At 61.2% G+C, this 24,917-nt stretch carries 24 protein-coding genes; 21 read left to right on the top strand and 3 right to left on the bottom strand.

All coding sequences use genetic code 11. The annotated features are described in order from the left end of the window. Window positions 1-114: 114 nt before the first annotated feature. The 19 genes from Q1V57_RS12195 to Q1V57_RS12105 all read left to right on the top strand — a co-directional run bounded on the left by Q1V57_RS12195 (window position 115) and on the right by Q1V57_RS12105 (window position 18,671). Entirely contained in the window at window positions 115-768 is a 654-nt protein-coding gene (locus Q1V57_RS12195) for a sigma-70 family RNA polymerase sigma factor (protein WP_300531178.1), read from the top strand. After that, complete coding sequence (locus Q1V57_RS12190) at window positions 765-1,424, top strand: ChrR family anti-sigma-E factor (RefSeq protein WP_300531175.1); 660 nt, start codon at window positions 765-767, stop codon at window positions 1,422-1,424. Before Q1V57_RS12195 ends, Q1V57_RS12190 begins: the two co-directional genes overlap by 4 nt. A gap of 65 nt (window positions 1,425-1,489) precedes the next feature. Beyond that, window positions 1,490-2,545, top strand: a complete 1,056-nt coding sequence (locus Q1V57_RS12185) for a LacI family DNA-binding transcriptional regulator (RefSeq protein ID WP_300531172.1) — start codon at window positions 1,490-1,492, stop codon at window positions 2,543-2,545. Between the two features lie 338 nt (window positions 2,546-2,883). After that, complete coding sequence (locus tag Q1V57_RS12180) at window positions 2,884-3,213, top strand: Hpt domain-containing protein (RefSeq protein WP_300531169.1); 330 nt, start codon at window positions 2,884-2,886, stop codon at window positions 3,211-3,213. After that, window positions 3,213-3,515, top strand: a complete 303-nt coding sequence (locus tag Q1V57_RS12175; RefSeq protein ID WP_300531166.1) for an STAS domain-containing protein — start codon at window positions 3,213-3,215, stop codon at window positions 3,513-3,515. The genes Q1V57_RS12180 and Q1V57_RS12175 overlap by 1 nt, the downstream gene beginning before the upstream one ends. Continuing rightward, entirely contained in the window at window positions 3,508-3,873 is a 366-nt protein-coding gene (locus tag Q1V57_RS12170; protein ID WP_300531164.1) for a response regulator, read from the top strand. The genes Q1V57_RS12175 and Q1V57_RS12170 overlap by 8 nt, the downstream gene beginning before the upstream one ends. A gap of 20 nt (window positions 3,874-3,893) precedes the next feature. Beyond that, a complete protein-coding gene (locus tag Q1V57_RS12165) occupies window positions 3,894-5,951 on the top strand; it encodes a chemotaxis protein CheA (protein ID WP_300531162.1) in 2,058 nt (685 codons plus the stop codon). Further along, window positions 5,948-6,475: a chemotaxis protein CheW gene (locus tag Q1V57_RS12160; protein ID WP_300531159.1), complete on the top strand. Its 528-nt coding sequence runs from the start codon at window positions 5,948-5,950 to the stop codon at window positions 6,473-6,475. The genes Q1V57_RS12165 and Q1V57_RS12160 overlap by 4 nt, the downstream gene beginning before the upstream one ends. A gap of 25 nt (window positions 6,476-6,500) precedes the next feature. Then, on the top strand, window positions 6,501-9,386 hold the full coding sequence (locus tag Q1V57_RS12155) for a methyl-accepting chemotaxis protein (protein WP_300531156.1): 2,886 nt from the start codon (window positions 6,501-6,503) through the stop codon (window positions 9,384-9,386). A 26-nt stretch (window positions 9,387-9,412) separates the two neighbouring features. Further along, window positions 9,413-10,294: a protein-glutamate O-methyltransferase gene (locus tag Q1V57_RS12150; protein WP_300531153.1), complete on the top strand. Its 882-nt coding sequence runs from the start codon at window positions 9,413-9,415 to the stop codon at window positions 10,292-10,294. Further along, window positions 10,281-10,904: a chemotaxis protein CheD gene (locus Q1V57_RS12145; protein ID WP_300531150.1), complete on the top strand. Its 624-nt coding sequence runs from the start codon at window positions 10,281-10,283 to the stop codon at window positions 10,902-10,904. Before Q1V57_RS12150 ends, Q1V57_RS12145 begins: the two co-directional genes overlap by 14 nt. A 9-nt stretch (window positions 10,905-10,913) precedes the next feature. Beyond that, window positions 10,914-11,969, top strand: coding sequence for a chemotaxis response regulator protein-glutamate methylesterase (locus Q1V57_RS12140; protein WP_300531147.1), 1,056 nt, complete (start codon window positions 10,914-10,916; stop codon window positions 11,967-11,969). Window positions 11,970-12,056: 87 nt separating this feature from the next. Next, window positions 12,057-13,061 (top strand): methyl-accepting chemotaxis protein, encoded by a 1,005-nt coding sequence (locus Q1V57_RS12135; RefSeq protein WP_300531144.1) that lies wholly within the window; start codon window positions 12,057-12,059, stop codon window positions 13,059-13,061. Between the two features lie 10 nt (window positions 13,062-13,071). Then, the gene (locus tag Q1V57_RS12130; RefSeq protein WP_300531141.1) at window positions 13,072-13,377 is read left to right on the top strand and encodes an STAS domain-containing protein; all 306 of its coding nucleotides are present in this window, start codon (window positions 13,072-13,074) and stop codon (window positions 13,375-13,377) included. An 8-nt stretch (window positions 13,378-13,385) separates the two neighbouring features. Next, window positions 13,386-14,582 carry a fused response regulator/phosphatase gene (locus Q1V57_RS12125; protein ID WP_300531139.1) on the top strand — a complete coding sequence of 399 codons (1,197 nt, stop codon included), beginning with the start codon at window positions 13,386-13,388 and terminating at the stop codon, window positions 14,580-14,582. Next, window positions 14,582-15,415 (top strand): ATP-binding protein, encoded by an 834-nt coding sequence (locus Q1V57_RS12120; protein ID WP_300531136.1) that lies wholly within the window; start codon window positions 14,582-14,584, stop codon window positions 15,413-15,415. Before Q1V57_RS12125 ends, Q1V57_RS12120 begins: the two co-directional genes overlap by 1 nt. A 98-nt stretch (window positions 15,416-15,513) precedes the next feature. Continuing rightward, window positions 15,514-17,052, top strand: a complete 1,539-nt coding sequence (locus Q1V57_RS12115) for an alkaline phosphatase (RefSeq protein ID WP_300531133.1) — start codon at window positions 15,514-15,516, stop codon at window positions 17,050-17,052. A 57-nt stretch (window positions 17,053-17,109) separates the two neighbouring features. Then, on the top strand, window positions 17,110-18,288 hold the full coding sequence (locus tag Q1V57_RS12110; RefSeq protein WP_300531131.1) for a membrane dipeptidase: 1,179 nt from the start codon (window positions 17,110-17,112) through the stop codon (window positions 18,286-18,288). Continuing rightward, entirely contained in the window at window positions 18,285-18,671 is a 387-nt protein-coding gene (locus Q1V57_RS12105) for a YbaN family protein (RefSeq protein ID WP_300531128.1), read from the top strand. Before Q1V57_RS12110 ends, Q1V57_RS12105 begins: the two co-directional genes overlap by 4 nt. Here Q1V57_RS12105 and Q1V57_RS12100 read toward each other — a convergent pair. Further along, window positions 18,668-21,172, bottom strand: coding sequence for a zinc-dependent metalloprotease (locus Q1V57_RS12100; RefSeq protein WP_300531126.1), 2,505 nt, complete (start codon window positions 21,170-21,172; stop codon window positions 18,668-18,670). The two genes, Q1V57_RS12105 and Q1V57_RS12100, sit on opposite strands and share 4 nt — an antisense overlap. 136 nt (window positions 21,173-21,308) lie before the next feature. Here Q1V57_RS12100 and Q1V57_RS12095 point away from each other — a divergent pair, with 136 nt between their 5' ends. Further along, window positions 21,309-22,232 carry a dihydrodipicolinate synthase family protein gene (locus tag Q1V57_RS12095; RefSeq protein ID WP_300531123.1) on the top strand — a complete coding sequence of 308 codons (924 nt, stop codon included), beginning with the start codon at window positions 21,309-21,311 and terminating at the stop codon, window positions 22,230-22,232. Window positions 22,233-22,255: 23 nt separating this feature from the next. Then, window positions 22,256-23,257 carry a 4-hydroxyproline epimerase gene (locus tag Q1V57_RS12090; RefSeq protein WP_300531121.1) on the top strand — a complete coding sequence of 334 codons (1,002 nt, stop codon included), beginning with the start codon at window positions 22,256-22,258 and terminating at the stop codon, window positions 23,255-23,257. Here Q1V57_RS12090 and glp read toward each other — a convergent pair. Both glp and moaC read right to left on the bottom strand, forming a co-directional pair. Beyond that, entirely contained in the window at window positions 23,254-24,438 is a 1,185-nt protein-coding gene (glp, locus tag Q1V57_RS12085) for a gephyrin-like molybdotransferase Glp (protein WP_300531118.1), read from the bottom strand. The two genes, Q1V57_RS12090 and glp, sit on opposite strands and share 4 nt — an antisense overlap. Then, complete coding sequence (moaC, locus tag Q1V57_RS12080; protein ID WP_300531117.1) at window positions 24,435-24,917, bottom strand: cyclic pyranopterin monophosphate synthase MoaC; 483 nt, start codon at window positions 24,915-24,917, stop codon at window positions 24,435-24,437. The genes glp and moaC overlap by 4 nt, the downstream gene beginning before the upstream one ends.

Raw genomic sequence — 24,917 nt, 5'->3', positions numbered from 1 at the left:
AGAAATCCTCGATGGTTTCTGGAAACCCCGGGAACTCCTACGGGTTAGAATGCAGTGCGGATCACAAAAGTTTTTCTGATGATCCAATTCTGTGATGGAATCGTATGTTGAAACATGTACGTTGCCGCTCAATTAGATAGGCGTCCCAAAGACGCACCAATTGACGACCCCGGAAAGGGCCGGATGGCTTCGACCGTCAATTTTCCAGCCGCGGCGTTGAGCGTTGCTGATTTGTCTGACCTGCTTGAGCGGGTTGGCAAGGAGCGCGATCGCGATGCATTTCGCCAGGTGTTTCAGCATTTCGCGCCGCGGATCCGGACCTTTCTGGTCCAGCGGCGGCTGTCCGGTGCGCAGGCTGATGACCTGACCCAGGACGTGATGCTGACAATCTGGCGCCGGGCGGAAAGTTATGACCGGTCGAAGGCGTCACCCTCGACGTGGATCTATACGATTGCGCGCAACCAGCATATCGACCATTTCCGGAAAACGGCGCGGGCTCAACAACTTGACGAGAACGATCCGCATTTCCACCTGAATGACGACCCGGCCCCGGATGCCTTGGTTTCCCGGTCTGAGGACGTTTCAACTGTAATTGAAGCCTTGTCGACGCTGCCAGACGATCAACGTCTTGTGGTGGACCTCGCGTTCAAGGAAGGCCGGTCGCACCGTGATATCGCCGACCAGCTCGACCTGCCGCTGGGGACAGTGAAATCCCGTATTCGACTGGCCATGGAAAAACTGCGCGTGTGTATTGGAGAACAAGAATGACCGAGCGCGGCCACATGATGGATGACGCCTGGTATATGGATTATGCCGCCGGATCGCTGGATAGCGTCGGTGAAGAAGTCCTGATCGCGTCACACCTGGAATTGTCCGGCACCGCCAGCGAGCGGGTAGCTGAGCTTGAGCGCATTGGCGCGGCCCTGCTTATGGTGGCCGGCGACGAGGGCGAGCTCAATTTTTCTGCCGATGATATTTTTGACCTGGATGCCCAGGCTGCGGCGACCACGCCAATGGCAGCCAATGATATCGACAGCGAGATCATCCTCCCGGAGGCGCTCAAGAGCTTCCTGGACGGGATTGATCGCGATGTGAAATGGGAATTTCTCGGCCCGGGCCTGCAAAAGGCGATGCTCTGGGACGGTCCGGAACAGGAGAAGCTATGGCTGCTCAAGGCCAAGCCGGGTGTGGCTATCCCCCATCACGGACATAATGGTTCCGAACTGACCTTGGTGCTCAAGGGCAGCTTCCATGATGGCACTCAGCAGTATTGCCGGGGTGATGTCGAGGAAGCTGGTCCGGATACCGAGCATGATATCCGCATCGATGATGGCGATGAGTGCATCTGCCTGGCCCTGACGCGTGGCAAGCTGCGTTATGACAGCCCGCTTCTGAAGCTGTTCCAGGTCTTTACCGGTCTTTGATTTCCAGTCTTGTGGTGTGCGTGATGCATTGACGCCGAGCGATTGGGCTGGTCCGATCGCACGCGATGAGAACGCGTGCCAACAAACAATCTGGAGCGACCATCAAGGATGTCGCGGACCTCGCCGGGGTTTCCGCGATGACTGTGTCTCGCGTCCTCAATGCCGGTCACCGGGTGCGGCCGGCAACGCGCGAGCGCGTGGAAGCCGCGATCCGCGAGCTGAACTACAAGCCAAACCTGTCTGCCCGCAGCCTGGCCAAGGCGCGCAGCCTGTTTATTGGCCTGCTCTATAACAATCCCAATCCCGGCTATGTCAGCGAATTGCTGATCGGGCTGATGAACCGGTGCCGTCAGGTCGGATATCATCTGGTAATCGAGAATTTCGGCAGTACCGATGAGGAGTGGGCCGCCGGCATTGAAGGAATGCTGGCGAGTTCAAATTTCGACGGTTTGATCGTGGCGCCCCCGGTCAGTGACTTCGACAGCGTCATGAGTGCGATTGAGCGAGCAGACATCGCCTGTGTCCGCATCGCACCAGAGCTTGAACCCGACCTCTTTGCTAGCGTGCGCACGGATGATCGTGATGCGGCGCGACGCATGACCCGCCATCTTCTTGATCTGGGGCATCGCCGTCTCGGCTTCATTGCCGGTGATGCAGGGCATGGAGCGAGCCGGCAACGTCTGAGCGGGTTCAAGGACGCGCTGGAGGAAGCCGGTGTGGGACTTGATGACGGTTTGATCGTCGAAGGGCGTTTCACCTATCGCTCGGGACTTGCCGCAGCTGAACAGCTCTTGTCTCTGCGGCAGCCGCCTACGGCCATTTTCGCGTCCAATGATGATATGGCGGCGGCCGTCGTGGCGGTCGCGGGCCGCAAGGGCATTGATGTGCCCGGTGAACTCAGCGTCGCTGGTTTTGACGACACGCATACGGCGACCACGCTTTGGCCCCAGCTTACGACCGTAAGGCAGCCTATCGCGGATATGGCGGGGGCCGCTGTGGATCTCCTGGCCGCCGCAATTAATGCGGAGCCGGAGCAGGATGCTGCGCAGACACAGCGCCTGCTTCCGTGCGAGGTTATCATCCGCGACAGCTCGAGCACGGTGAAGGCAAAACCGGCTTAGAGCGCCAACTGTGTCTGGCAAGGATTTCCAGCGCATATTTTATGCGTCGCTAAATTAGCGCGGCCAGCCAGTGCCTGCGGCTGTGTCATGGTAAACCATATTATATTTTACAACCACTTATGACGAGAGTCCGACTCTACCCATGGGACATACTATCATGGGGGTTTGGTGGCTAAGCATTTGAATAAAAACAAGATGTGAAGTCAGCCCGAAAACCTTAGCCGAGTTGTGGTCGTTAGGTTTTGGTTAGAAGAATCGTTTAGTTTCAACTCACAATCATTCGTCTATGCGCTGCAATTATAGGTGGTGCTTTTTTCAGAATCTGCGGGAACAGAAAAATGTCCGACTGGCGCTCCAAGCCTGACCTCGATGATCAGATCGTATCGACCCTGATCGCGGCCGTTGGTTCAGATGCCTTTGTCGAAATGCGCGGCCAATTCATCGATGATCTCAAAAATCTACGGCATGCCTACAAGGAGGAAGCCGGGCGCGGCGACACCGGGTCGGCTTCCCAAACCGCGCACGCGCTGAAAGGCGCAGCGGCCAATATCGGCTTGGTTCGCCTGTCCTCGCTGGCCGCCATTCTGGAGGCGGGCGACACCGCCGCCGCGGTTGACTTGGATACGGTTTTTGAAGCGGCTGTCGGTTGCCTCGAGGATGCCGGTTGATGACATCAGCGGCAGCATCTGAGCCGGTCGAGTTACCCGCTCGCCTCGATCTCCTGGCCGCTGAGGCCTTGCGCGGAGACCTGCTGGACCGCCGAGAAGGCCTTGATGAGCTGACGGTCTGTGGGCGTGAGGTCAGCCTGATCGATACGCCAGCGATCCAGGTGCTCTTGTCCGCTGCACATGACCAAAACGCGCGCGGAGGCCGCCTGGTCCTGCGTGAACCCAGTCCCGCCATCGTCGAGGCCATGGCTGTGTTGGGTTTGGGGGAAGTTCTGGAGAGTTGGAGGGAAAGTAATGAGTAAACGCGTTCTGGCAGTCGATGACTCCAAGACCATGCGCGACATGGTGTCGTTCACCCTGAAACGGGAGGGCTTTGATGTAGTCGAGGCGGAGGACGGTGTCGCCGCGATCGAGAAGTCCGCTGACGGTGCCTACGATCTGGTGATCTCCGACGTCAACATGCCGCGCATGGATGGCATTACCCTGGTCGGAAAACTGCGCCAGGACCCGAAATTCCGGGCCACGCCCATTCTCATTCTCACCACCGAAGCCGACCAGGAAAAGAAAGCCGCGGGCAAGGCTGCTGGAGCGACCGGCTGGATCGTCAAACCTTTTGATCCCGATCAACTTATCGGGGTCGTGAAGCGGGTCTGCCGCTAGGTGATGAGGAGGTTGTCCCAGTGAACGATTTCGAACAGTTCAAGCAGACCTTCTTCGATGAATGCGAGGAGTTGCTGCAGCAGTTTGAAGACGTCGCCGGGACGCTGCAGGCCGGGGCCAATGACCCGGCTGGGCTGGACGATATGTTCCGCTCTGTGCACTCCATCAAGGCCGGTGCCGGAGCGTTCAAATTCGACCGTCTGGTCAAGTTCGCCCATGAACTTGAAAACGTCATGGACCGGGTGCGCTCCGGGCGCATGGAACTGGCCGAGGGCGATCCGGAATTCATCATGCAGGCCGGCGATGTGCTGCAGGACCTCGTGGCCGCAGCACGCAGTGGCGTTGAGGCCACTGCAGGGCTGGAAGATGAAGCTCTCGCGCGTCTTCAGGCGATGCTGGCTGGAGGCGCGGCCCAGCCTGCTGCCCCGGCTCAGATGGAAAGCGCTGGAGAAGCCGGTTCAGGCGATTTTCGCATTCACTTCCGCCCGCACCGGGCGATGTATGAAACTGCCAACGAGCCGCAGCTCCTATTCCATGCTCTGGCGGTTCTGGGTGAGCTGACCGCAAAGGCCGATCTTTCGAAACTCCCTGAGTTGGCGAAAATGCAGCCCGATGAGGGCTATGTGTCGTGGCAAATGGAGCTGCGAGGCGCTCCAGGGCTTGCAGAGATCGAAGAAGTCTTCGAATTCGTCGAGGGCGATTGTGATCTGACATTTGAACCGCTCGCGGCCGCACCGGACGTCGCCGAGGAGCCTGCCGCCGTCGAAGCCGGACCAGTCGACACGCCCGAAGCCAAACCCGCGGCCAAAACCGAGAATTCAGGTCCGGCTGCGGTCCAGTCGACATCGATCAGGGTCGAACTCGAGCGTGTCGATCAGCTTGTCGACATGGTCGGTGAGCTGGTCATTGCCCAGGCTATGGCGCTCGACAGCCTGTCCGAGCTGGTCGACATCCGCCATGTCAAACAGCTGCAAGCCCTTGAAGACCTCACCATGCGGACGCGCCAGCTCCAGGAGGGCGTGATGGCGGTGCGCATGCAGCCGCTCAAGGCCCTGTTCCAACGCTTCCCGCGCATTGTGCGCGATCTGTCCCGCAAACTCGGCAAGTCTGTTCGCCTCGAGCTCGACGGCGAGGCGACCGAAGTCGACAAGACGATTATCGAAGAGCTGAGCGATCCGCTCACCCACATGATCCGCAATTGTATGGATCATGGTCTCGAAACTCCGGAAGACCGCCTGGCGGCCGGCAAGCCCGAGCAGGGTGTGGTGCGGCTTTCTGCGGAACACCGCAATGGTCGCATCTTGATCCGCGTCAGCGATGATGGCCGCGGGCTCAATCCGGAAAAAGTCTTCAACAAGGCCGTCGAAAACGGCTTGGTCGATGCCGATGCCGAATTGAGCAAGGAAGAGATTGAGGCGCTGATTTTCATGCCCGGTTTTTCGACCGCAGCTGAGATCAGCGATGTGTCCGGCCGGGGTGTCGGCATGGATGTCGTCCGCCGTAACATCCAGAAGCTCGGCGGCCGCGTGACCGTGGAGTCGACCGAAGGTGAGGGCTCGACCTTCACCCTGGCCCTGCCGCTTACCCTCGCTGTTCTTGATGGCATGCTCGTTTCGGTCGCCGGCGAGCGCTATGTCGTGCCGCTTTCCGCCATTGTGGAGACGGTTTGTCCAGACGCTTCCGCCATACGGGCCTTGCCGGAAGGTGGCACGGTGATGCCGCTTCGTGGGGAAACCATCCGTCTTATTGACCTGTGCCAATCGATGAATCTGTCCCGCCTGGGCCAGCCCGAGCCTCTGCGCAAGCTCGCCGTGATCGTCGAGACCGAATTCGGCCGCCGCGTCGGCCTCGTGGTCGATGAACTGCTCGGCCAGCAGCAAGTCGTCATCAAGAGTCTGGAGGCGAATTATCGCCGTATTGAGGGCGTGGCCGGGACCGCCATTCTCGGCGATGGCCGTGTTCGCCTGATCCTCGACATCGATGGGCTCGCCACCATGCCTGTCCGCAACCCCGACGCCCGTCCGCAGGACGGTGACACTGCCAATTCCGAAGAAGCGACCGGAGGTCTGAGCGCATGAATGCAGAAGAAGCCGTGCTTGCGACCGCGGAGGCCATAGCGGCCGGCCGCGAGACCAGTTCCGACGCGAAGCAATATGTCAGCTTCGCTGCCGGTGATGAGCAATATGCCGTGGACATTATCTCTGTCCGCGAAATCAAGGGCTGGACCGATGTGACCAGCCTGCCCAACCAGCCGGACCATGTCCGCGGCGTGCTCAATCTGCGCGGTGCGGTCCTGCCGATCATCGATCTGCAATGCCGGCTCGGCGGAGGTCTTACCGAGACGAGCCCGCGCCATGTCATTGTTATCGTCGCCGTTGACGACCGCCAGGTCGGTCTTCTGGTCGACGCCGTCTCGGACATTCTCAGCGCTTCGGATGAACGCATACAGCCTGTTCCGGAGACCTCCGGTCGGGAAGATGCGCGCGTCTTCTCCGGTTTTCTGACCGAGGAAGAGCAGATGGTCGCCATGCTCGACCTGACCCGCTTGCTTGGCAGCGAGGTGCTCGACAGCGCTCTACACGAACAAACCGAACTTCAGTGACAAAACGACCAAAGGACTCACTGCTATGAACTACGCTCAAGCACATACCCAGAACCGGACCGCCGGTGACTTTGGTCGCCGCAAGGGCCTTCTCACCACCGCTGCCGTGTTTGCCGGAGGCGCCGTTGCCTTTTCCGCCGTCAGCTTCGTTGCCGCCAATGCCGGAATCGGTTTCGCTCTGGTCGCTGGATTGCCGGTAGCAGGCCTGTTCGCCGCCTGGCAGTTCCTCAAAGGTGGTGGCGCCGGTCAGCAAGAAGATGACCGCGTCCGCCAGGCACTGGATACATGTCAACAGAACGTGATGATCGCCGATGCGGACTACAATATCGTCTACATGAACGACACCATGCAGACGATGATGCAGGAGGCGGAAGCCGATATTCGTTCAGATATCCCGGCCTTCAGCGCCCGGGGGCTCATTGGTCAGAGTATCGATACATTCCATAAGAACCCGTCTTACCAGCGCTCGATTCTCGACCGCCTGACCCAGACCCACAAAACCAAGCTGACGATTGGCGAGCGTACGTTCAGCCTGATCGTCAGCCCGGTATTCGACGCGCAACATCAGCGCTCCGGCACGGTTGTCGAATGGGAAGACCGTACGGCGCAAGAAAAGGAACTCGCCGATCAGGCTCGCTCCTTCGCCGAGGGTGAAGCCAAGCTGGAAGCGATCAATCGCTCCCAGGCCATTATCGAGTTCGAACTCGACGGTACAATCCTGACGGCAAACGAGAATTTCTGTAACGCGGTCGGGTATACGCTGGAGGAGATCAAAGGTCGCCATCACTCGATCTTTGTCGACCGGGAATACGCGGCCTCCGCTGAATACAAGACGTTCTGGGAGAAATTCCGCTCCGGCGAGTTCTCCTCGGGCGAATACCAGCGCTTTGGCCGAGACGGCCGGGAAATCTGGATCAATGCCAGCTACAACCCGGTCTTCGATCAGCATGGCGAGGTCGTGAAGGTCGTCAAGTTCGCGAGCGATATTACCGAAGAAAAGCTCCGCAATGCGGACATGACCAGTCAGATCGACGCGATTCACAAGTCGCAGGCCGTTATCGAATTCAAGCTGGACGGTACCATAATCACCGCCAACGAGAATTTCTGCAAAACGATGGGCTATGCCCTTGAGGAGATCAAAGGCCGCCATCACTCGATGTTTGCCGAGAGTGGCTATGCGTCGAGCGCCGAGTATCGCGCCTTCTGGGAAGCGCTTGGACGGGGAGAGTTCCAGACCGGAGAGTATGAGCGCATCGCCAATGGTGGTCGCAAGGTTGTGCTGCAGGCCTCCTATAATCCGATCTATGACGTCAACGGGAACCCGGTGAAAGTTGTCAAATACGCCACGGATCTGTCGGCCAGTGATCGCATGAAGGAGAATGTTCGTATCCGGGCTGCGCTGGACAATACCACGACCAATGTCATGGTCGCCGACGCCGATCTGAACATCGTCTATATGAATGCCTCGCAAGAAAAGATGATGCGTAATGCCGAGGCAGATCTGCGCAAGGATTTGAGTGCGTTTGACGCCAATAATCTGCTCGGTCAGAACATTGACGTCTTCCATAAAAACCCGGCGCATCAACGCAATATGCTGGCGCATCTGACCTCGGCATACGAGACCGATATCAGCGTTGGCGGTCGTAGTTTCCACCTCATTGCCAGCCCGGTAACCGACGATGAAAACCAGCGCATCGGGACCGTCGTCGAATGGAAAGACCAGACCGCCGAAAAAGCCATTGAGCGTGAGATCGAAGGCGTGGTGTCCGCCGTCTCGCGCGGTGATTTCACCCGCACGTTGTCGCTCGAGGGCAAGGACGGCTTCTTCCTCAACCTGTCGCAAAGCGTCAACAGCCTCGCATCCACGGTTGATGGTGTGCTCGGCTCGCTCGGCGACATGCTTCAGGCCATGGCCCAGGGCGATCTCACCCAGCGCATCTCCCAGGATTATGAAGGCGTCTATGACGAGCTGAAGGAAAGCGCCAACTCGATGGCGTCGACCCTGCAGGAAACCGTCCGCACTATCTCGCTGGCCTCTGAGGAAGTGGCATCGGCATCGCAGCAGATTTCAACTGGCGCCTCCGATCTCTCCCAGCGGACCGAGCAACAGGCGGCCAATCTGGAAGAAACCGCAGCATCGATGGAAGAGATGGCGTCGACCATCAAGCAGAATGCCGACAACTCGCAGCAGGCCAGCCAGCTGGCGGTAACCGCCCGCGACAGCGCCGACAAGGGCGGTGAGGTCGTGTCCAATGCGGTCGATGCGATGGGCAAGATCGAGGACAGCTCGCGCCGCATTTCCGATATTATCGGTGTGATCGACGAGATTGCCTTCCAGACCAATCTCCTGGCGCTCAATGCGGCGGTCGAAGCGGCGAGAGCCGGTGATGCCGGTCGCGGCTTCGCAGTCGTAGCCTCCGAGGTGCGCTCCCTGGCCCAGCGTTCGGCCCAGGCCGCCAAGGATATCAAGGATCTCATCGTCGACTCTACCGAGCAGGTTCAGGGCGGTGTCGATCTGGTCAATGAGACCGGTGAAGCACTCACCGAGATCGTCGACTCGATCAAGAAGGTGGCTGATATCGTTGCTGAGATCAGCGCTGCCTCCCGCGAGCAGGCGACCGGTGCGGACGAGATTAACACTGCAGTCACGCAGATGGATGAGATGACGCAACAGAACTCGGCCCTGGTCGAGGAAAATGCGGCTGCGGCCAAGACCATGAATGATCAGGCCCTGCGCATGCGTCAGCGCATGAGCTTCTTCAACGCCGGCGTTGAGAGCGGACAGCAGCACATCCAGCCTGTCACCCACGCCACTCCGGCACGTGCGGCCGGAACCGGTGGAGCGCGCGGATTACAGGCCCAGCTGGCCGAAACCGTGGTCGATGATGAAGACGACTGGAGCGAGTTCTAGGTTCCAGACCGAACGGAGCGAGTTCCATGCGTACGGCTATCGAGCACCCCCGTGGAGAGCGCGAGTTCTCCATGCGGGATGCGGACTTCCGCATCATTGCCAAGGCGATCTACGACCATGCCGGGATCGTCATCGGCGACCATAAGCGCGAGCTGGTCTATTCCCGGCTCGCCCGGCGCCTGCGCGAGCTCGGATTGCCGGATTTCAAAGCCTATCTGGAGCGCCTTGAGGGTGGGTTTGGTGACGCCGAGCGCAATCACCTGATCAATGCGCTGACGACCAACCACACCAATTTCTTCCGCGAATCCCACCATTTTGACTATGTGCGCGATTACCTCGTGCCGTACTGGAAACGCCGGGCACAAGGCGATGGTAATCGCAAAATCCGGATCTGGTCAGCCGGCTGCTCGACCGGCGAGGAGCCATACACGCTGGCGATGAGCATCGCCGAGGCGCTTGATGGTCTTGGCGGGTGGGACTGGAAAATCCTCGCCACCGATATCGACACGAATGTGCTCAATCATTGCCGCGAAGGCCGTTATGAGCGCGAGGCCGTGAAAGCGATTCCAGCGCAGTACCGGAACAAGTATTTCCGCACCGCAGCCCGGGATGAAGATCATTCTGCGGTCTCCGCGGCGCTCAAGTCTCACCTCGTTTTCAACCGTCTGAATCTGCATGCGGCTTGGCCGATGAAGGTAAAGTTCGACGCCATTTTCTGTCGCAATGTCACCATCTATTTCGACGCCGAGTCCAAGCGGACCCTGATCCAGCGTTTCCGCGGCATGATGAAGGAGGATGCCTGTCTGTTCCTCGGGCATTCGGAGAGCCTGCTGGGCGATTCCGGGCATCTCAAATCGGTTGGGCGGACGATTTATGCGCGCGAAGGCGGAGTTCATGATGGCGCGTAGTGCTGCAGCCCGCCAGGAGACACCCGCCAATGGCCGCTATCATGACCGGGCGTCGGACCGCTGGGTGGTGAAAGTCCTTCCGGGCGCACAGCACGTGTCGTCTGACCCGAACGGGCAGGAATTGATCTCAACCGTGCTCGGGTCCTGCGTCGCCGCCTGTATCCATGACCCCTTGCTCGGTATTGGCGGCATGAACCACTTCATGCTGCCGCATGATGATGAAGGGCTCTGGAGCGGTGCCAGCCTGGCTTTGCGCTACGGTAATCACGCCATGGACGCGCTGATCAACGGCCTGCTCGCGGCCGGTGCGGACAAGCGTCGCCTGGAATGCAAATTCTTCGGCGGCGGTAATGTCGTCAACGGTATGAGCGGCGTCGGCGATAATAATGCTGCCTTCGCCCGTGAGTACGCCCAGGCCGAAAGCCTCAATGTCGTCGCCTTTGACCTGGGTGGTGATCGCGGCCGGCGTATCGTGTTCGATCCCTATACCGGGCAGGCCTGGCGGCGGTTTCTATCGAAGCAATTGGTTGATGATGTGGTGCGGGCCGAGCGCAAGCTGCGCCAGCCGCCGCCCTTGCGGGCACCGGACTCATCAATCGAGTTGTTCTAGGGGCGCGCGATGGCAAAGAAGATTCGAGCCCTGGTCGTCGATGACAGCGCGTTGATGCGTATGCTGATCCCGAGCATGCTGCAGGGCACGGGGGAAATCGAAGTCGTCGGCGCCGCGTCCAACCCCTATGTCGCGCGCACCATGATCAAGGAACTCCGCCCGGACGTGATCACGCTCGATGTCGAGATGCCTCGCATGGACGGGATTTCCTTTCTGGAGAAGATCATGACGCTGCGGCCGACCCCGGTAGTCATGGTCTCTTCGCTTACCCAGGAAGGCGCCGACGTCACACTGCGCGCGCTGGAACTGGGCGCTATCGACTTCGTCGGCAAACCGGTCATGGACCTGGAGCGCAATATGCCAGCGCTGGCCGGAGAGTTGATCGAGAAGGTCAAAACCGCCGCCGCGTCCCGGGTGCGCGCGGCCGCGCGCAGAGCTGCTGTCAAACAGGCAGGCCCGGTCAGTTTTGACACCACCGAAAGCCTTGTTGCCATGGGGGCATCTACCGGCGGGGTGGAGACGCTGGGGCGCCTGCTGGCTGCCCTGCCTCCGAATGCGCCGGGCACGGTGATCGCTCAGCATATGCCGCCGCAATTCACCAAACAGTTCGCTGACCGCCTCAACCGCAATTGCGCGATCACCGTCTGTGAGGCCAGTGATGGTCAACGCATTCGGGCCGGGCAGGTCTTCATCGCACCGGGTGATCATCACCTGACGGTGAAGCGCTCGGGTGCGGATTATGTCTGCCGCCTGACCGAAGATCCGCCGGTCTCCGGCCATCGGCCGTCCGTCGATGTATTGTTCGAATCCGTCGCCCGCGCCTGCGGTGGGGCGGCAATCGGGGTCATCCTGACCGGTATGGGGCGGGATGGTGCAACCGGATTGAAGGCCATGCGTGATGCCGGCGCCGATACGCTTGGCCAGGACGAGGCGTCCAGCCTGGTTTACGGCATGCCGAAGGCCGCTTTTGATGTTGGCGGTGTCGAGCGGCAGTTACCTGAAGATAAGATTCCCGACGCTATACTGAAAATTGTATCAGAGCGCGGCAATGTGTTGCGGATTTAAACAAGGCGTCTCAACGGGCCCGTCAGGGCGCTGGAGTGGGTGATGACAGGATATGCGCTAAATCAACCGGAAGTGGGTATGCCCCCGGTGCCGACGCGTTCCCCCTTTGCCCGGCTCCTGCTCGGCGCGCTGGGGACCGCCGAAAACGTGCTGGCAGAAACAACCCGGGATGTCGAAGATCAAACCCAGCGCCTGAGCGGCCTGTTCACCAGCCTGACAGAGAATTCAGCCGAGCAGACGGAACGTCTCGGCGAGCTGCTCGCCCAGATCACCACCGTTGATCATAATGGCCAGAGCTTTGACCTCGTCACCCTGCCGCGGATCCTGCAGGAATCGCTGCAGGAGGTGACCGAACGTATTCTGGTCCTGTCCAAACAGGGCGTTGCCCTGATCTATTCGCTCGACGAAATCCTCGAGGAAATCGACGAGGTGGCCAGCTGTATTGGTGAGATTGAAGCCATCAACCGGCAAACCCGGCTACTCTCGCTCAACGCCCAGATCGAGGCGGGACGGGCGGGCGCAGCCGGGGTCGGCTTCCAGGTCGTCTCCATGGAAATGCAGTCGCTGTCGCGGCGTATCGATGCACTGTCGGGACGGATGCGCGAAAGCGTCGGCAAGGTCACCGGGAGTATCCGCGAAGTGATCGGATCGATCCGTAATGAGTACCAGGAGCTCAGCGAGATCGGTGCCATGGATCTGTCGAGCCAGGTCGATGCCAAGGAGCAGCTCGAAGTGCTCCTCAATGCGCTTGTCGAGCGCAATAACGAGATCCAGAGGGAGCTTGGAAACTCCACGGATGCCAGCCGTAGAATGGCAAACGAGATCCACGATGTGGTCATGGCGATGCAGTTCCAGGACCGGATGAAGCAGCGCACGGAAGCGGTGATCGGCGCTTTTGATCAAATCGTAAGTTTCATGGGCGATCACGATGATCTCGCCATGGACGAGACTTCATGCGAAGCTTTGACCGCGTCCATTCTGGGCTCGATCACGCTTTCGGATGTCCGGCGCGAGTTTCAGCGTTCTCTAACCGGGGCAGAGGTATCTGAACCGGATCAACCCGACGACATGTCGAATATCGAACTCTTCTAGGGGATGAAGAATGGACTATAAAATCGAAGAAGGCGGGGCGATTATTAAGGTCCGTATTTCCGGTGTGCTGACGTTTGACGATCATGAGCGCTTCAAGAGCGTGGTCAAAGCGATCAATGAAAGCGATAGCGCGACGGCTGAAATCGACCTGGGTGAAACCAAGATGATCGATTCCGCTGGGATCGGCATGCTCCTGCTGGCCAATGACAGGGCCAAGAAAGCCGGCAAGGAAGTCCGTCTGACCGGCGCCAATGGCCATGTGCTGAAGGTTATTCAGCTATCCAAAGTCGATGAGATCATTCCGGTCGAGTCGTAGCTGAACACATGTCCGCTCAACCCGCTCCGGCGTCCGCGCCCGAACCCGTTCCATCCGATGATGCCCGCATTCTGGTCGTCGATGACTTGCGCTCATCCCGGATGCTGATCGGATCGGTTCTGAAATCCGCTGGTTTCAGCAATATCGACTATGCCGGAGATGGTATCGAAGCGTTGGAGCGCTTCGAGGCGCATGAGCCCGATATTATCCTGCTCGATATAGTCATGCCGAGGATGGACGGGTTCGAGGTCAGCCATGCCATCCGCAACCGGTTCGACAGCGATGTGCCGATCCTGGTGCAATCGGGCGTCCAGGAAGCCGAGCAACGGGTCCGCGCCTTCGACATGGGCGCGACGGACCTGGTCTCCAAGCCGATCAATGCCGGTGAGCTGATCTCGCGATTGCGCCTGCATATTGAACGGCGGCGGCTGATCGCCCGGCTGAAGCGCTACCAGAAGCGGATGGACGAGGAGCTCCACACCGCCGAGGGCATGCAGATGTCCTTGATGAAGGAGGCGCCTGAAGTCGATGCCATTACATATCCGCGGCAGGCCCGCATGGAGACCTTCTACCGCCCGTCCTACAAGTTGGGTGGTGATCTCTGGGATGTTTTCGAAATCGACGAGCACCGCTTCGGCGTCCTGATGGTCGATTTGTCCGGTCATGGAGTGTCGGCAGCGATTAATGCGTTCCGCCTGCACATGCTGGCGGAACGTAGTGAGGCCGATGCCGGCGACCCGGGCGCCTGGCTGGCGCGTCTCAGCGACGAGCTGTACGAAATCCTCCCGATCGAGCATTTTGCAACCGCCTTCTATGGTGTGTTTGACAAGCGCGATCTCAGTCTGACATTTGCCGGTGCGGGGGCGCCGACCCCGGTGCTGCGCCGTCATGATGGCAGTGTGGAACATCTTGATGCCAGCGGTCTGATCATGGGCTGCCGGTCCGGCGGCCAGTACGGCAATCAGCGCATTGCGCTGCAGCCCGGCGACCGGCTCTGCCTTTACAGCGATGCGCTATACGAGAATTTCGATACGCCCGACGGTGCTCTCAGCGTAGATGAGTTGTCAGCTCTGATCGTCGCAACCATGGAGGGCGAGGTCCGTGAGGGCTTTACCACCGATCTGATCCAGCGGGTCTTCGGTTCCATGCCGGAGAGTTTCCCCGATGACCTGACCATCTTGATGCTCGAGGTAATACAGCCCTGATGCTGGATCCGGCGAGGAATACGGTCTGTGTCAAGCTTGAGGATGCAAGACTGGGCGAGACGGTCAGAGACGCGCTCGCCGGTGGGCTGTTTGGTGTGACGGCCGACATGCCGCCAGAGGGTGGCCGGGTCGCCATTCTTGTCGTCGACTCGGCCCATGCCGGTCTGCTCGACCATCTCGCCGAAAGCACCCAGTCCATCCTCATCGCCGATGATCAGTCGCATGACCGCGCCGATTTCGTCCTGCCGGCTGATGTCGACCGCGCCATCCTGCACTCTGTTGTTTCAGCGGCTGCGGATTTCTGTGAGCAGGTGGAAACCCTGCGGTCTGATGTGTCCCGAAGGCAGTCGGCCGTGGGCAATATCATCAGCGGCCATTTTGCGTTCCGGACGCTTGATGAAGCCCGCAATCTGGCGACCATGCTGGCCCTCGCCTGCCCGAATTCCGACCTCGTTGTGATCGGTCTGCAGGAACTCCTGATCAATGCCGTTGAGCACGGCAATCTGGAGATCACCGGCGAAGAAAAGCAGGACCTGATCATGGAGGGCCGTTGGCGCGATGAGGTCGAGCGCCGGCTGGCCGCGGATGAATATGCTGATCGCGTGGTGGAAGTGTCCTTTCAACGCGGCGAACGCCTGATCGCGATCACCATCCAGGATGACGGCGCCGGGTTCGATTTTGCCCGGCAGGAAAGTGAAAAAGGGCCGGTGGAAGGCTATCGTGGCCGAGGGATCGCGATGGCCAGAGACATGTCGTTCTCCAGCGTCGCCTATCTCGGACGGGGCAATGTCGTCGAGGCGACGATCCTGCTCGATCAGCCGGGTGCCGACTAGGTTTCGTGACGGATCAATGACAGTGTGACGCAAAGCCGTCACTAGCCATCCTGAGACGACTTGGATATGTCACGGCCACCATTGTGGAGGATTATCCCTTGCGTGCACCGATTGCCGTTTCCAGCTTGGCCATTGCCATCAGTTTGAGCGCCTGCCAGCAAAACGCTGAATCAGAAGCGACCGGGAGTGAGCCGGCAAGCCAATCGCCGATTGAAACCCGGGTGGTAGACGCGACCTGGAACCGGGCTGCGGAAGAGGCGCGCCAGCGGCTGACCCTGCGGGCCCGCGAAGGTCAGGCCCGCAATGTGATCCTGTTCGTCGCTGATGGCATGAGCATTCCCACCATTGCCGCGGCGCGGATCTATGACGGCCAGACCGGCGGCGACACCTCCGGGGTCGAGAACCTGCTCACCTTCGAAGCTTTCCCCAACGCCGCGCTGGTGCGCACCTATTCGACCGACTCCCAGGTTCCCGACAGTGCCAATACGGCGACGGCTTTGATGACCGGCATCAAGACCCGCAATGGCGCCATCAGCCTGGCGGCCGATCAGGGCGTTGAGGTTTGCGGTACGCCCGAGGCTGCGCCGCTGACGCTGGCCGAGATCGCCGAAGCTCGTGGCATGGCAACGGGCGTGGTGACCACCACCCGTATCACCCACGCCACGCCGGCAACTACCTATTCTCATTCCGTGTCCCGTCAGTGGGAAAGCGATGTGGATCTTCCCGACAACGCTGTCGCGGCAGGCTGTCGTGATATCGCAGCACAGCTTTTATCGTTCGATGAGGGCGACGGCATCGATGTTGTTATGGGCGGTGGACGTGCCAATTTCCTGCCGGAAGGCGATGGCGGACGGCGCGGCGATGGACGCAATCTTCTCGCCGAATGGGAAGCGCGCGGCGGCGCGACTGTGACCGACGCAGCAGGCTTCCGGTCGCTCGATGTCGCGGCGACAGAGCCGGTTCTCGGCCTGTTTGCCAACAGCCACCTGGCTTTCAGCGCTGACCGTGATGATGCGGAAGAACCGTCGCTGGCAGAGATGACCGGATTTGCCATTGATCGTCTCAGCGCCGAAGAGGATGGCTATTTCCTGCTCGTCGAGGCTGGCCGGGTCGACCATGCTCACCATGCCACCAATGCCTATCGCGCGCTGACCGATATGCAGGCGTTCGAGGCGGCCATTGAAGCGGCCATTGACCGTGTCGATCTGGACAACACGCTGATCCTGGTTACGGCCGACCATGGTCACACCATGACCTTCTCGGGTTACCCGGCACGGGGCACCTCCATTCTCGGCCTGGTCCGGCGTGCGGTATCGGGTGGGCTCGACGGCGAAACGGCTCTGACCCTGGACCGGACCGGGCGGCCCTATACGACGCTAAGCTATGCGAACGGACCGAATACGCGCGGACAGGATGACGAAGCGCTGAGCGATGAAGAGGTGCAGGCCCCGAATTACCGCCAGGAAGCCACGGTCGCACTGCCGAGCCAGACCCATTCCGGCGATGATGTTGCCTTGTTCGCCACCGGCGCGCGGGCACATTATTTCGGCGGCTCGATGGAGCAGAACACGGTCTTCCACCTGGTGGCCTATGCCATGGGTTGGACAGAGCTGCCCGGTGACGAGGCGCCGAACTAGCGCGCCCTTGCCCCCTTAGACCTGCCCGGGCCATGATCCGGGCAAAGGGAGAGCGCCATGTTACGCGTCATTGTGATTGTTCTGGGCGCGGTCCTGGCCTTGGCTGCGGTCGGCTTGTTCCGGGTGGTTCCGGCGCGGGTTGATGCGGCCATGAATGTCGTCCAGCCGCATGAGCCCTACGAGATTGCACCGGGCGCTCGTGATCTGCATGCCAGTCTGCGGGTCGCAGACCTGCATTCCGACATGTTGCTCTGGATGCGCGATCCGGAGGACTGGAACGGGCGCGGCCATACCGATCTGCCGCGGCTGCGGGCCGGTGGAGTCGCGTTGCAGGTTTTTTCCAGCGTGACCAAGTCACCATCCGGCCAGAACTATGACAGCAATACCGGCGACAGCGACCGCATAACAGGGTTGGCCATCGCCCAAAGATGGCCGGTCGATAGCTGGACATCGCTGTTTGCGCGGGCTCGATATCAAGCTCGCCGGCTGCACCGGCTTGAAGCCCGCTCGGATGGGGCACTGGTCATCGCCCGCGACCGTCAGCAAATGGAGCAGGCTCTGGACGCGCGCGAGCGCAATTCCGAGCTCCTGATCACCATCCTTGCGACAGAGGGCGCTCATCCGCTTGAAGGCGATCTGAGTAAGATCGATGGTCTTTATGATGAGGGATATCGCCTCATCGGTCTGCACCATTTCTTCGACAACGAGCTTGGCGGCTCGCTGCATGGTCTGTCCAATGCGGGCCTGACCGAATTTGGGCGTGAGGCCGTCGAGCGCATGCTGGCGCGCGACATGATCATCGATCTGGCCCACTCGTCCTACGCCGTGGTCGAAGAAGTGCTGGCCATGACCGACCGGCCGCTCATCATTTCCCATACCGGTATCTATGGTCATTGCCAGGTCCGGCGGAACATTCCGGACCGTCTCATGCAGGCTATCGCTGCGGAAGGAGGGCTGATCGGGGTCGGTTTCTGGGGCGATGTCACCTGCGATGACACGCCTCGCGGTGTTGCCGAGACGATCATTGCTGCCGTCGAGTTGGTCGGGGTCGAGCATGTCGCGCTCGGCTCCGATTTTGATGGCACCGTCACCACCACATTTGACGGGTCCGAGTTCGCTGTACTGACTCAAGAGCTCTTGGCGCTGGGAATGAGTGAAGCGGACATCCGCCTGGTGACGGGGGAAAACGCGATCCGTTTCTTCCTCGAGAACCTGCCGGACGCGTCAAACGGATGATTATCCGCTGGCTATGGTTGGCCCTGGGCTGGGCATCGGTCGGATTGGCCATAGCCGGGGCCGCTCTGCCCTTGTTGCCGACGACGCCCTTCCTGCTGGTCGCCGCCTATGCTTTTGCCCGCAGTTCCAAGCGGTTTCACACATGGCTCATGGAACACAGGCAATTCGGCCTCCTGATCCGCAACTGGCGTGAACATGGCGCCATAGACCCATGGTCGAAATTCTGGTCCATGATCGCGATTGCGCTGACCTTCGGGCTGTCCATTGCGCTGCAACTGAGCCCGGGCATTCTTATCGTGCAGGCGATCACGCTCTCCGCCGTGACTTATTTTATCCTGTCGCGCCCCAACGGACCGGGACGCGACAGGTCAGAGCGGGATTAGCGTCCCAGCCCCATCAGCTCCGCACTGTCACAATGCCAGCACGTCGCTGCGCCGATCGGGCTGCCCGGCGGCACGGTGGTGCCGGTTGAGCGCGGCGTTTCGCCTTCATCAATGCGGTCCAGGCCGCTCTCGATATGCCGCGCCAGCCAGATCCGGTGACTGCGCCGGCCGGCCCGGCCATAACGCCCGGTCGGCAGGCCGCGGGCCAGGGTTTCCAGGCGGTCGCGCGCCCAGCTCGAGGCAACCGGTCGCTCATCGCCGGCGACACGCAGCAATTGCGCAGCGTACTCGGCTTGGACGGCCTCGCGCACCGGTCCCAGTCGGGCATCTTCATCGCGCGGGGCTACGAAAATTGCCGCTTCAAAGGCCTCAAAGGCAGTGAGCGGAGAGAGCTGGAGCGCATCGCGTGAGCTCTGATCGGCCATGCGGTCGATCCGGGCCGGAGACAAGGACGCGGCCAGGGTGATGCGCGCCGCCGCGGCCGCCGCATCGCGCCGGCTGAAAGCGGGGTATTGGCCGCTCTCGAACAATTCACGCGTTACCGCTTGGTCGTAATCGGCAAAGGGGGCGGGTGCGAGCAGCGCCAAGGTCGTATCGGCAATGTCCAGCCGTGCCGGGTCCAGCGTGGCAATAAGGGCCGACAAGGCAGCGGTCTGATCGGCCGCCGGGGCCGCACTCAGGCCCTGCGCCGCCGGGCCGTTGAGTTCATAATCGAAATAGACCCCGCCGAGCGTCTTGGCCGCCGCTTCGACCTGGTAGCGGTGATAGAGATAAATCGGTGCGAACACGCCACGCAGACTGCTCAGCGGCTGGTCGTCGCGCAGCACATGCGGGCCGAAATTCGCCAGCGCCGTGTCGCGGACATCCAGCGTCTCGAGCAATTCTTCGACCGGGTTCGGGCCGTTATCCCAGAGATTGGCCAGCGGGTGGGCCGAGCCCGTGCCCCGCGCATGTCGGTCAGTGATGTAAAGCAGCCCATCCGCGCGAGCGTCAGCGAGCACTTGCTCGATCAGCGCATGTTCCTCCTCGGCGGTCGCGGCCTGGCCGTACAGCCACGAGATGGCGGCCGTGTCCCATTCGCCAATTCCGGTGTCATAGGCATTGGAGATGTCGATCGCGCCTGCATCATCGAGCCGGACCCAGGGGGCCGGGTAGTCCATGACCGAGGCCCGGTCATTGATGCTGGCCGCAAAATTGTGCGCCAGACCGATCGTATGGCCGATCTCGTGAGCCGAGAGCTGGCGGATGCGGGCCAGGGCGATCTCGAGTGGATCGCCGGCACTACCGCTGCCGGTTTCCTCAACACCGAGCAGGCCTTCGAAAATCATCCGGTCTTGGCGCACCCGCTGGCTGCCCAAGGTGACATGGCCCTTGAGGATTTCGCCGGTGCGCGGGTCAATAACCGAGGCGCCATAGGACCAGCCGCGCGTCTGGCGGTGGACCCACTGGATCACGTTGTAGCGCACATCAAGCGGATGCGCGCCTTCAGGCAAGAGCTCGACGCGATAAGCGTCTTCAAAACCGGCTGCTTCAAAGGAGTCGGCCCACCACTGGCCGCCTTCGATCAGCGCATCGCGGATCACATCGGGGGCCCCGCGGTCGACATAATAGATGATCGGTTCCTCGACCGGTCCGCTGCTGGCGGACGGATCGATCCGGTTGAGCCGGTGCCGCAGGGCGAAGACCCGGCGCAGCGGCTCGTCCAGCGGCGCCGCCATGTCATAGAAGGCCGACGTGATCGAGCCCGCCCGCTGGTCGGCGAAGCGCGGGGTGTATCCAGCGTCCGGCAGGGCGACAAAGGAGTGGTGTACCGTCAAGGTGACGGCCCGCGGATAGGGCGTGACGGCGCGGACCTCGGACCCGGGTGCGGACGACTGCAACGTTAAAAGCGCGTCGATCTCGACATTCTGCGGGAAGGTCAGTGCCGTGTCGGTCAGAGGGGCGCTGCGGCCTGCATCGATGGAGAAACTGCCCTGATTGGTGCCGGACAGGTAGCTGATTGCATCAACCGGGTCGCGTTTCAGGAATTCGGTCAGATCGATCACCACCCGGCCATTGGCCTGGCCTTCAATTCCGGTCTGCCAGATGATGGAGCGGGCAAAGGATTGTTGCGTTGCGCGGGTTTCATCCGCACCGGCGCCGCGCGCGACATAAGTCGTGTTTTCAAACTCGGCGAAAACCTGGTTGGCGACGCGGAAGAAGCGCAGGATGTGGGAACTGGTGCCGCGGCCTCGATCCAGGCCCACCGGATTTGAACCCAGCCCCGAGGTCAGACGGGCCGTATAGATCATGCGACCCAGCGATCCATCCTCCTGCGGCGACAGTTCGGCCAGGATGCGGCCGGTTTCGCTGTCGACATAGAGCGGCAAGAATCCTTCGCGGCGTTCCATGCCCTCGACGGCCTCGTTCAGGCTGGCGATCTCCGACTGTGCCAGAGCTGGAGCGGACAGGCCGGCGCCAGCCACGCTCAGCGCCATGATGAATGCGCGTACCAAGGTCATGTGTGTCTCCCCATCAAGTCGCGGCAACGCTAACGGGGTCCGTGCGGCCTGTCACCTTGCTCAGCAGGTGATGCAAGGCAGTTGTTTGTCGAGGCAATTGATGATCGAGTGATGCTCTGGAGATTAGGAGGGACAGATGGGGATAGCTGCCTGGCGGGGTGTGTTTCCGGCCGCCACGACGCAATTCGCGGAAGATTTCAGCGTCGACCATGCGGCCACGGCTCGCGTCGTCGATAATCTCGTCACCGATGGCGTACACGGGATCGTCGCCATGGGGACTGTGGGAGAAAACAACTCCCTCAAGGCGGACGAAAAACGTGCCACGCTGCGCACCATTGTCGATGCTGTCGCAGGCCGGGTCCCGGTTATCACCGGTGTGTCCGAACTGACGACGGACCTGGCGGTTGCCTATGCCCGGGATACGGCCGAGATCGGTGCCGATGGGCTGATGCTTTTGCCGGCTATGGTCTATGTGCCTCAGGAGCACGAGCTGGAAGCCCATATCCGGGCCGTGGCTGCCGCGTCCCATCTGCCGATCATGCTCTACAACAACCCGCCAGCCTATCGCGTCTCGATCTCGATCGATCTGCTCAAGCGGCTCAGTGATGTCGAGACCCTGGTCTGTATCAAGGAAAGCGCGCCCGATCCGCGCCGCATCACCGATATCATCAATGCCTGCGGCGACCGCTACACCGTGTTTGCCGGGCTGGATGATGTCGCCCTGGAAGAATTGCTGCTCGGGGCCAAGGGCTGGGTGTCGGGCCTGACCAATGCCTTTCCCAAGGAATCGATTGCCTTGTGGGAGGCCTTCGAGGCCGGTGATCTCGACGCCGCGCGCGTGATCTATCGCTGGTTCATGCCGCTGCTGCATCTCGATGCGGAGCATGATCTGGTCCAGTCGATCAAGCTGGCCGAAGCGGTGATGGAGCGCGGCTCTGAACGCGTACGCATGCCGCGCATGGCGCTGCAGGGCGAGCGCCGGGCCCAGGTCGCCGCCATGGTCGAGCGCGCGCGCGATACCCGCCCGCTTCTGCTCAAGGACACGGTTATCGCCCACTAGGGTCACGCTTCGGGGCGCAGCAGATGCGGCACACCTTTTCCTGCCTGGACGGGCATACTTGCGGTAATCCGGTGCGCTTGATCATAGGCGGTGCACCGGACCTGCATGGCGCGGATATGAGCGCCAAACGGCAGGATTTCGTCCGCAATCATGACTGGGTCCGCACGTCGCTGATGTTCGAGCCACGCGGTCACGACATGATGTCCGGTGCGGTTTTCTATCCGCCCCACTCTGCCGATGCGGATGCCTCCATCCTCTTCGTCGAAACGACCGGCTGCCTGCCCATGTGTGGTCATGGCACGATCGGAGCGATCACGATGGGACTGGAAAACGGCATCCTCAGGCCGAAAGCGCGCGATGAGGTGATCCTGGATGCCCCGGCCGGGAGAATCCGTGCGGAAATCGAATGGGATGGCGAGCGGGTTGCCGGCGTACGGATCTTCAATGTCGCCAGCTATCTGGCCTGCCGCGATGTCGAGATTGATTGCCCGGAGCTTGGGCGCTTGCGGATCGATATCGCCTATGGCGGCAATTACTACGCAATCGTGGAGCCGCAGGGGGGCTATGCCGGTATTGATGCGCTCGGCGTCGACCGCATCATCGCGCTCAGTCCGAAACTGCGTGAACTGGCCGATCAGGCGGTGGATGTGGTCCATCCCGATGATGCCAGCGTCCGCGGCGTCAGCCATGTCATGTGGACCGATGAGGCGAAATCGCCGGAGGCCGATGCCCGCAATGCCGTCTTCTATGGCAAGCGCGCGATCGACCGATCACCTTGCGGCACCGGCACCAGCGCCCGCATGGCGCAATTGGCCGCGCGCGGAAAACTGAAGCCCGGTGATCCCTTCGTCCATGAAAGCATTATCGGCAGCCTGTTCTGCGGCCGGGTCGAAGCGGCAGCCCGCATCGGTGAGTATGACGGGATCAGGCCGAGTGTTCAGGGCTGGGCGGTGCAAACTGGCATCAACACGATCTTCGTGGATGAGCGTGATCCCTTCGCGCACGGCTTTTCCGTAACCGGCTAGTCCAGGTCGATAAATTCAACCCGCTCGCCCGCCTGTGCTGCGGGTGCACCAATTTTCCGCCGGATCAACGCATTCGACCGGACCAGAGCTGAAAGCGCGGAGGAGTCCTGGTTGGTGTCCGGGGCGATGGTCATGCGACCGGTATCGAGGCGCGCGCGCACGAAGGTTTCCCGGTCTCCATTGCCGGCCAGTGCTTGCGCCAAGGCAGCCGTTCTGTAGACGCGGACATGATCTGCGCCGGACAGCTTGGCCAGAGCAGGGCGCAAAAGCAGGCGCGCCATGACCAGGGCTGAGACGGGATTGCCGGGAAGGCCGAGGACGAAGCCGGGCTCCATCATGCCAAACCAGGTCGGCTTGCCGGGTTTCACGGCAATTTTCTCGAACACCAGCTGGCCGCCTCGCTCGGCGAAGACCCGGCGCAGATGGTCGTGATCGCCGACGGAGGCGCCGCCCACCGTCACCAGCAGGTCGCAAGTCTGAGCGTGATCCAGCTTGGCGGCGACATCATCCGGGTTATCCCGCGCAATGCCGACATAGTGAGGCTGGCCGCCCCATGCCTGGACCATGCCCGCGAGCGCATGGGAGATCGAGTTGTAGATCTGGTCGGGGGCCGGAGATTGGCCCGGTTCCACCAGCTCATCGCCGGTCGACAAGATGCCGACGAGGGGGCGTTTCCAGACCTGAAAGCGCGATACGCCGGCGCTCACCGCCAGGGCCAGGGCTTCTGCGGTGAGCGGTGCGCCGGCCGGCAATAGCGTGTCGCCACGCGCGAAATCCAGCCCCGCGCGGCGAATATGCCGTCCCGGATTGGCCTGGTCCTGCATTGTGACCTGCTGGCCCTTGCGGGCGGTATTTTCCTGGATGACGACCTGGTCCGCGCCGGCCGGGATGGCGGCTCCGGTGGAGACACGAATGCACTCGCCCGGCTTGATCTTTTCCGGATAGGCGTGGCCGGCTGCGCTTTCTCCCGCCAGCAGGAGGTCGACCGGCGCTTCACCCAGGCTGGCCGATTGGACGGCATACCCGTCCATGGCGGAGACATCGACCGGCGGCTGGGTCCGCGCGGCGGCCACGCTCCGGGACAGGCGGCGCATCAAGGCGTGCTCATGGTCGACCTCTTCCTCGCCGACCGGCTGCAGCCGGCCGAGCAGGCGCGCATGTGCCTCATCCAGCCCGATCATGCGTCATCCCGGTGGTAATCGCCGGATTTTCCGCCGGTCTTGCTGACCAGCTGCAAGCCTGAAATCTGCATCGACTTGTCCAGCGCCTTGGCCATGTCATAGACGGTCAGCGCGGCAATAGAGGCGGCCGTCAGTGCTTCCATCTCGACCCCCGTCTTGCCGTCGGTCTGGGCCTCGGATGTAACTTTGAAACCCGATCCGTCTGGCCGCGGCTCAATGGTGACTTTCAGCTTGGTCAGGGGCAGGGGGTGACAAAGCGGGATCAGATCGCTGGTCTTCTTGGCGGCCATGATGCCGGCGATCTCTGCTGTCTTCAGCACATCCCCTTTCGGGCCCTGGCCGTCACGGACAGCCTCGAAGCTCTTCCGGTTCATCGTGATATGCGCTTCAGCCACAGCCCGACGCCGGGTTACGGCCTTGTCGCCGACATCGACCATGCGCACACGTCCATCGCTGTCCTGGTGAGTCAGACCCGTCAT

Origin of the sequence: Maricaulis sp. (assembly GCF_030149425.1) — a bacterium.
Classification (GTDB): domain Bacteria; phylum Pseudomonadota; class Alphaproteobacteria; order Caulobacterales; family Maricaulaceae; genus Maricaulis.
This window is presented reverse-complemented; position numbering and strand designations above follow the sequence as displayed.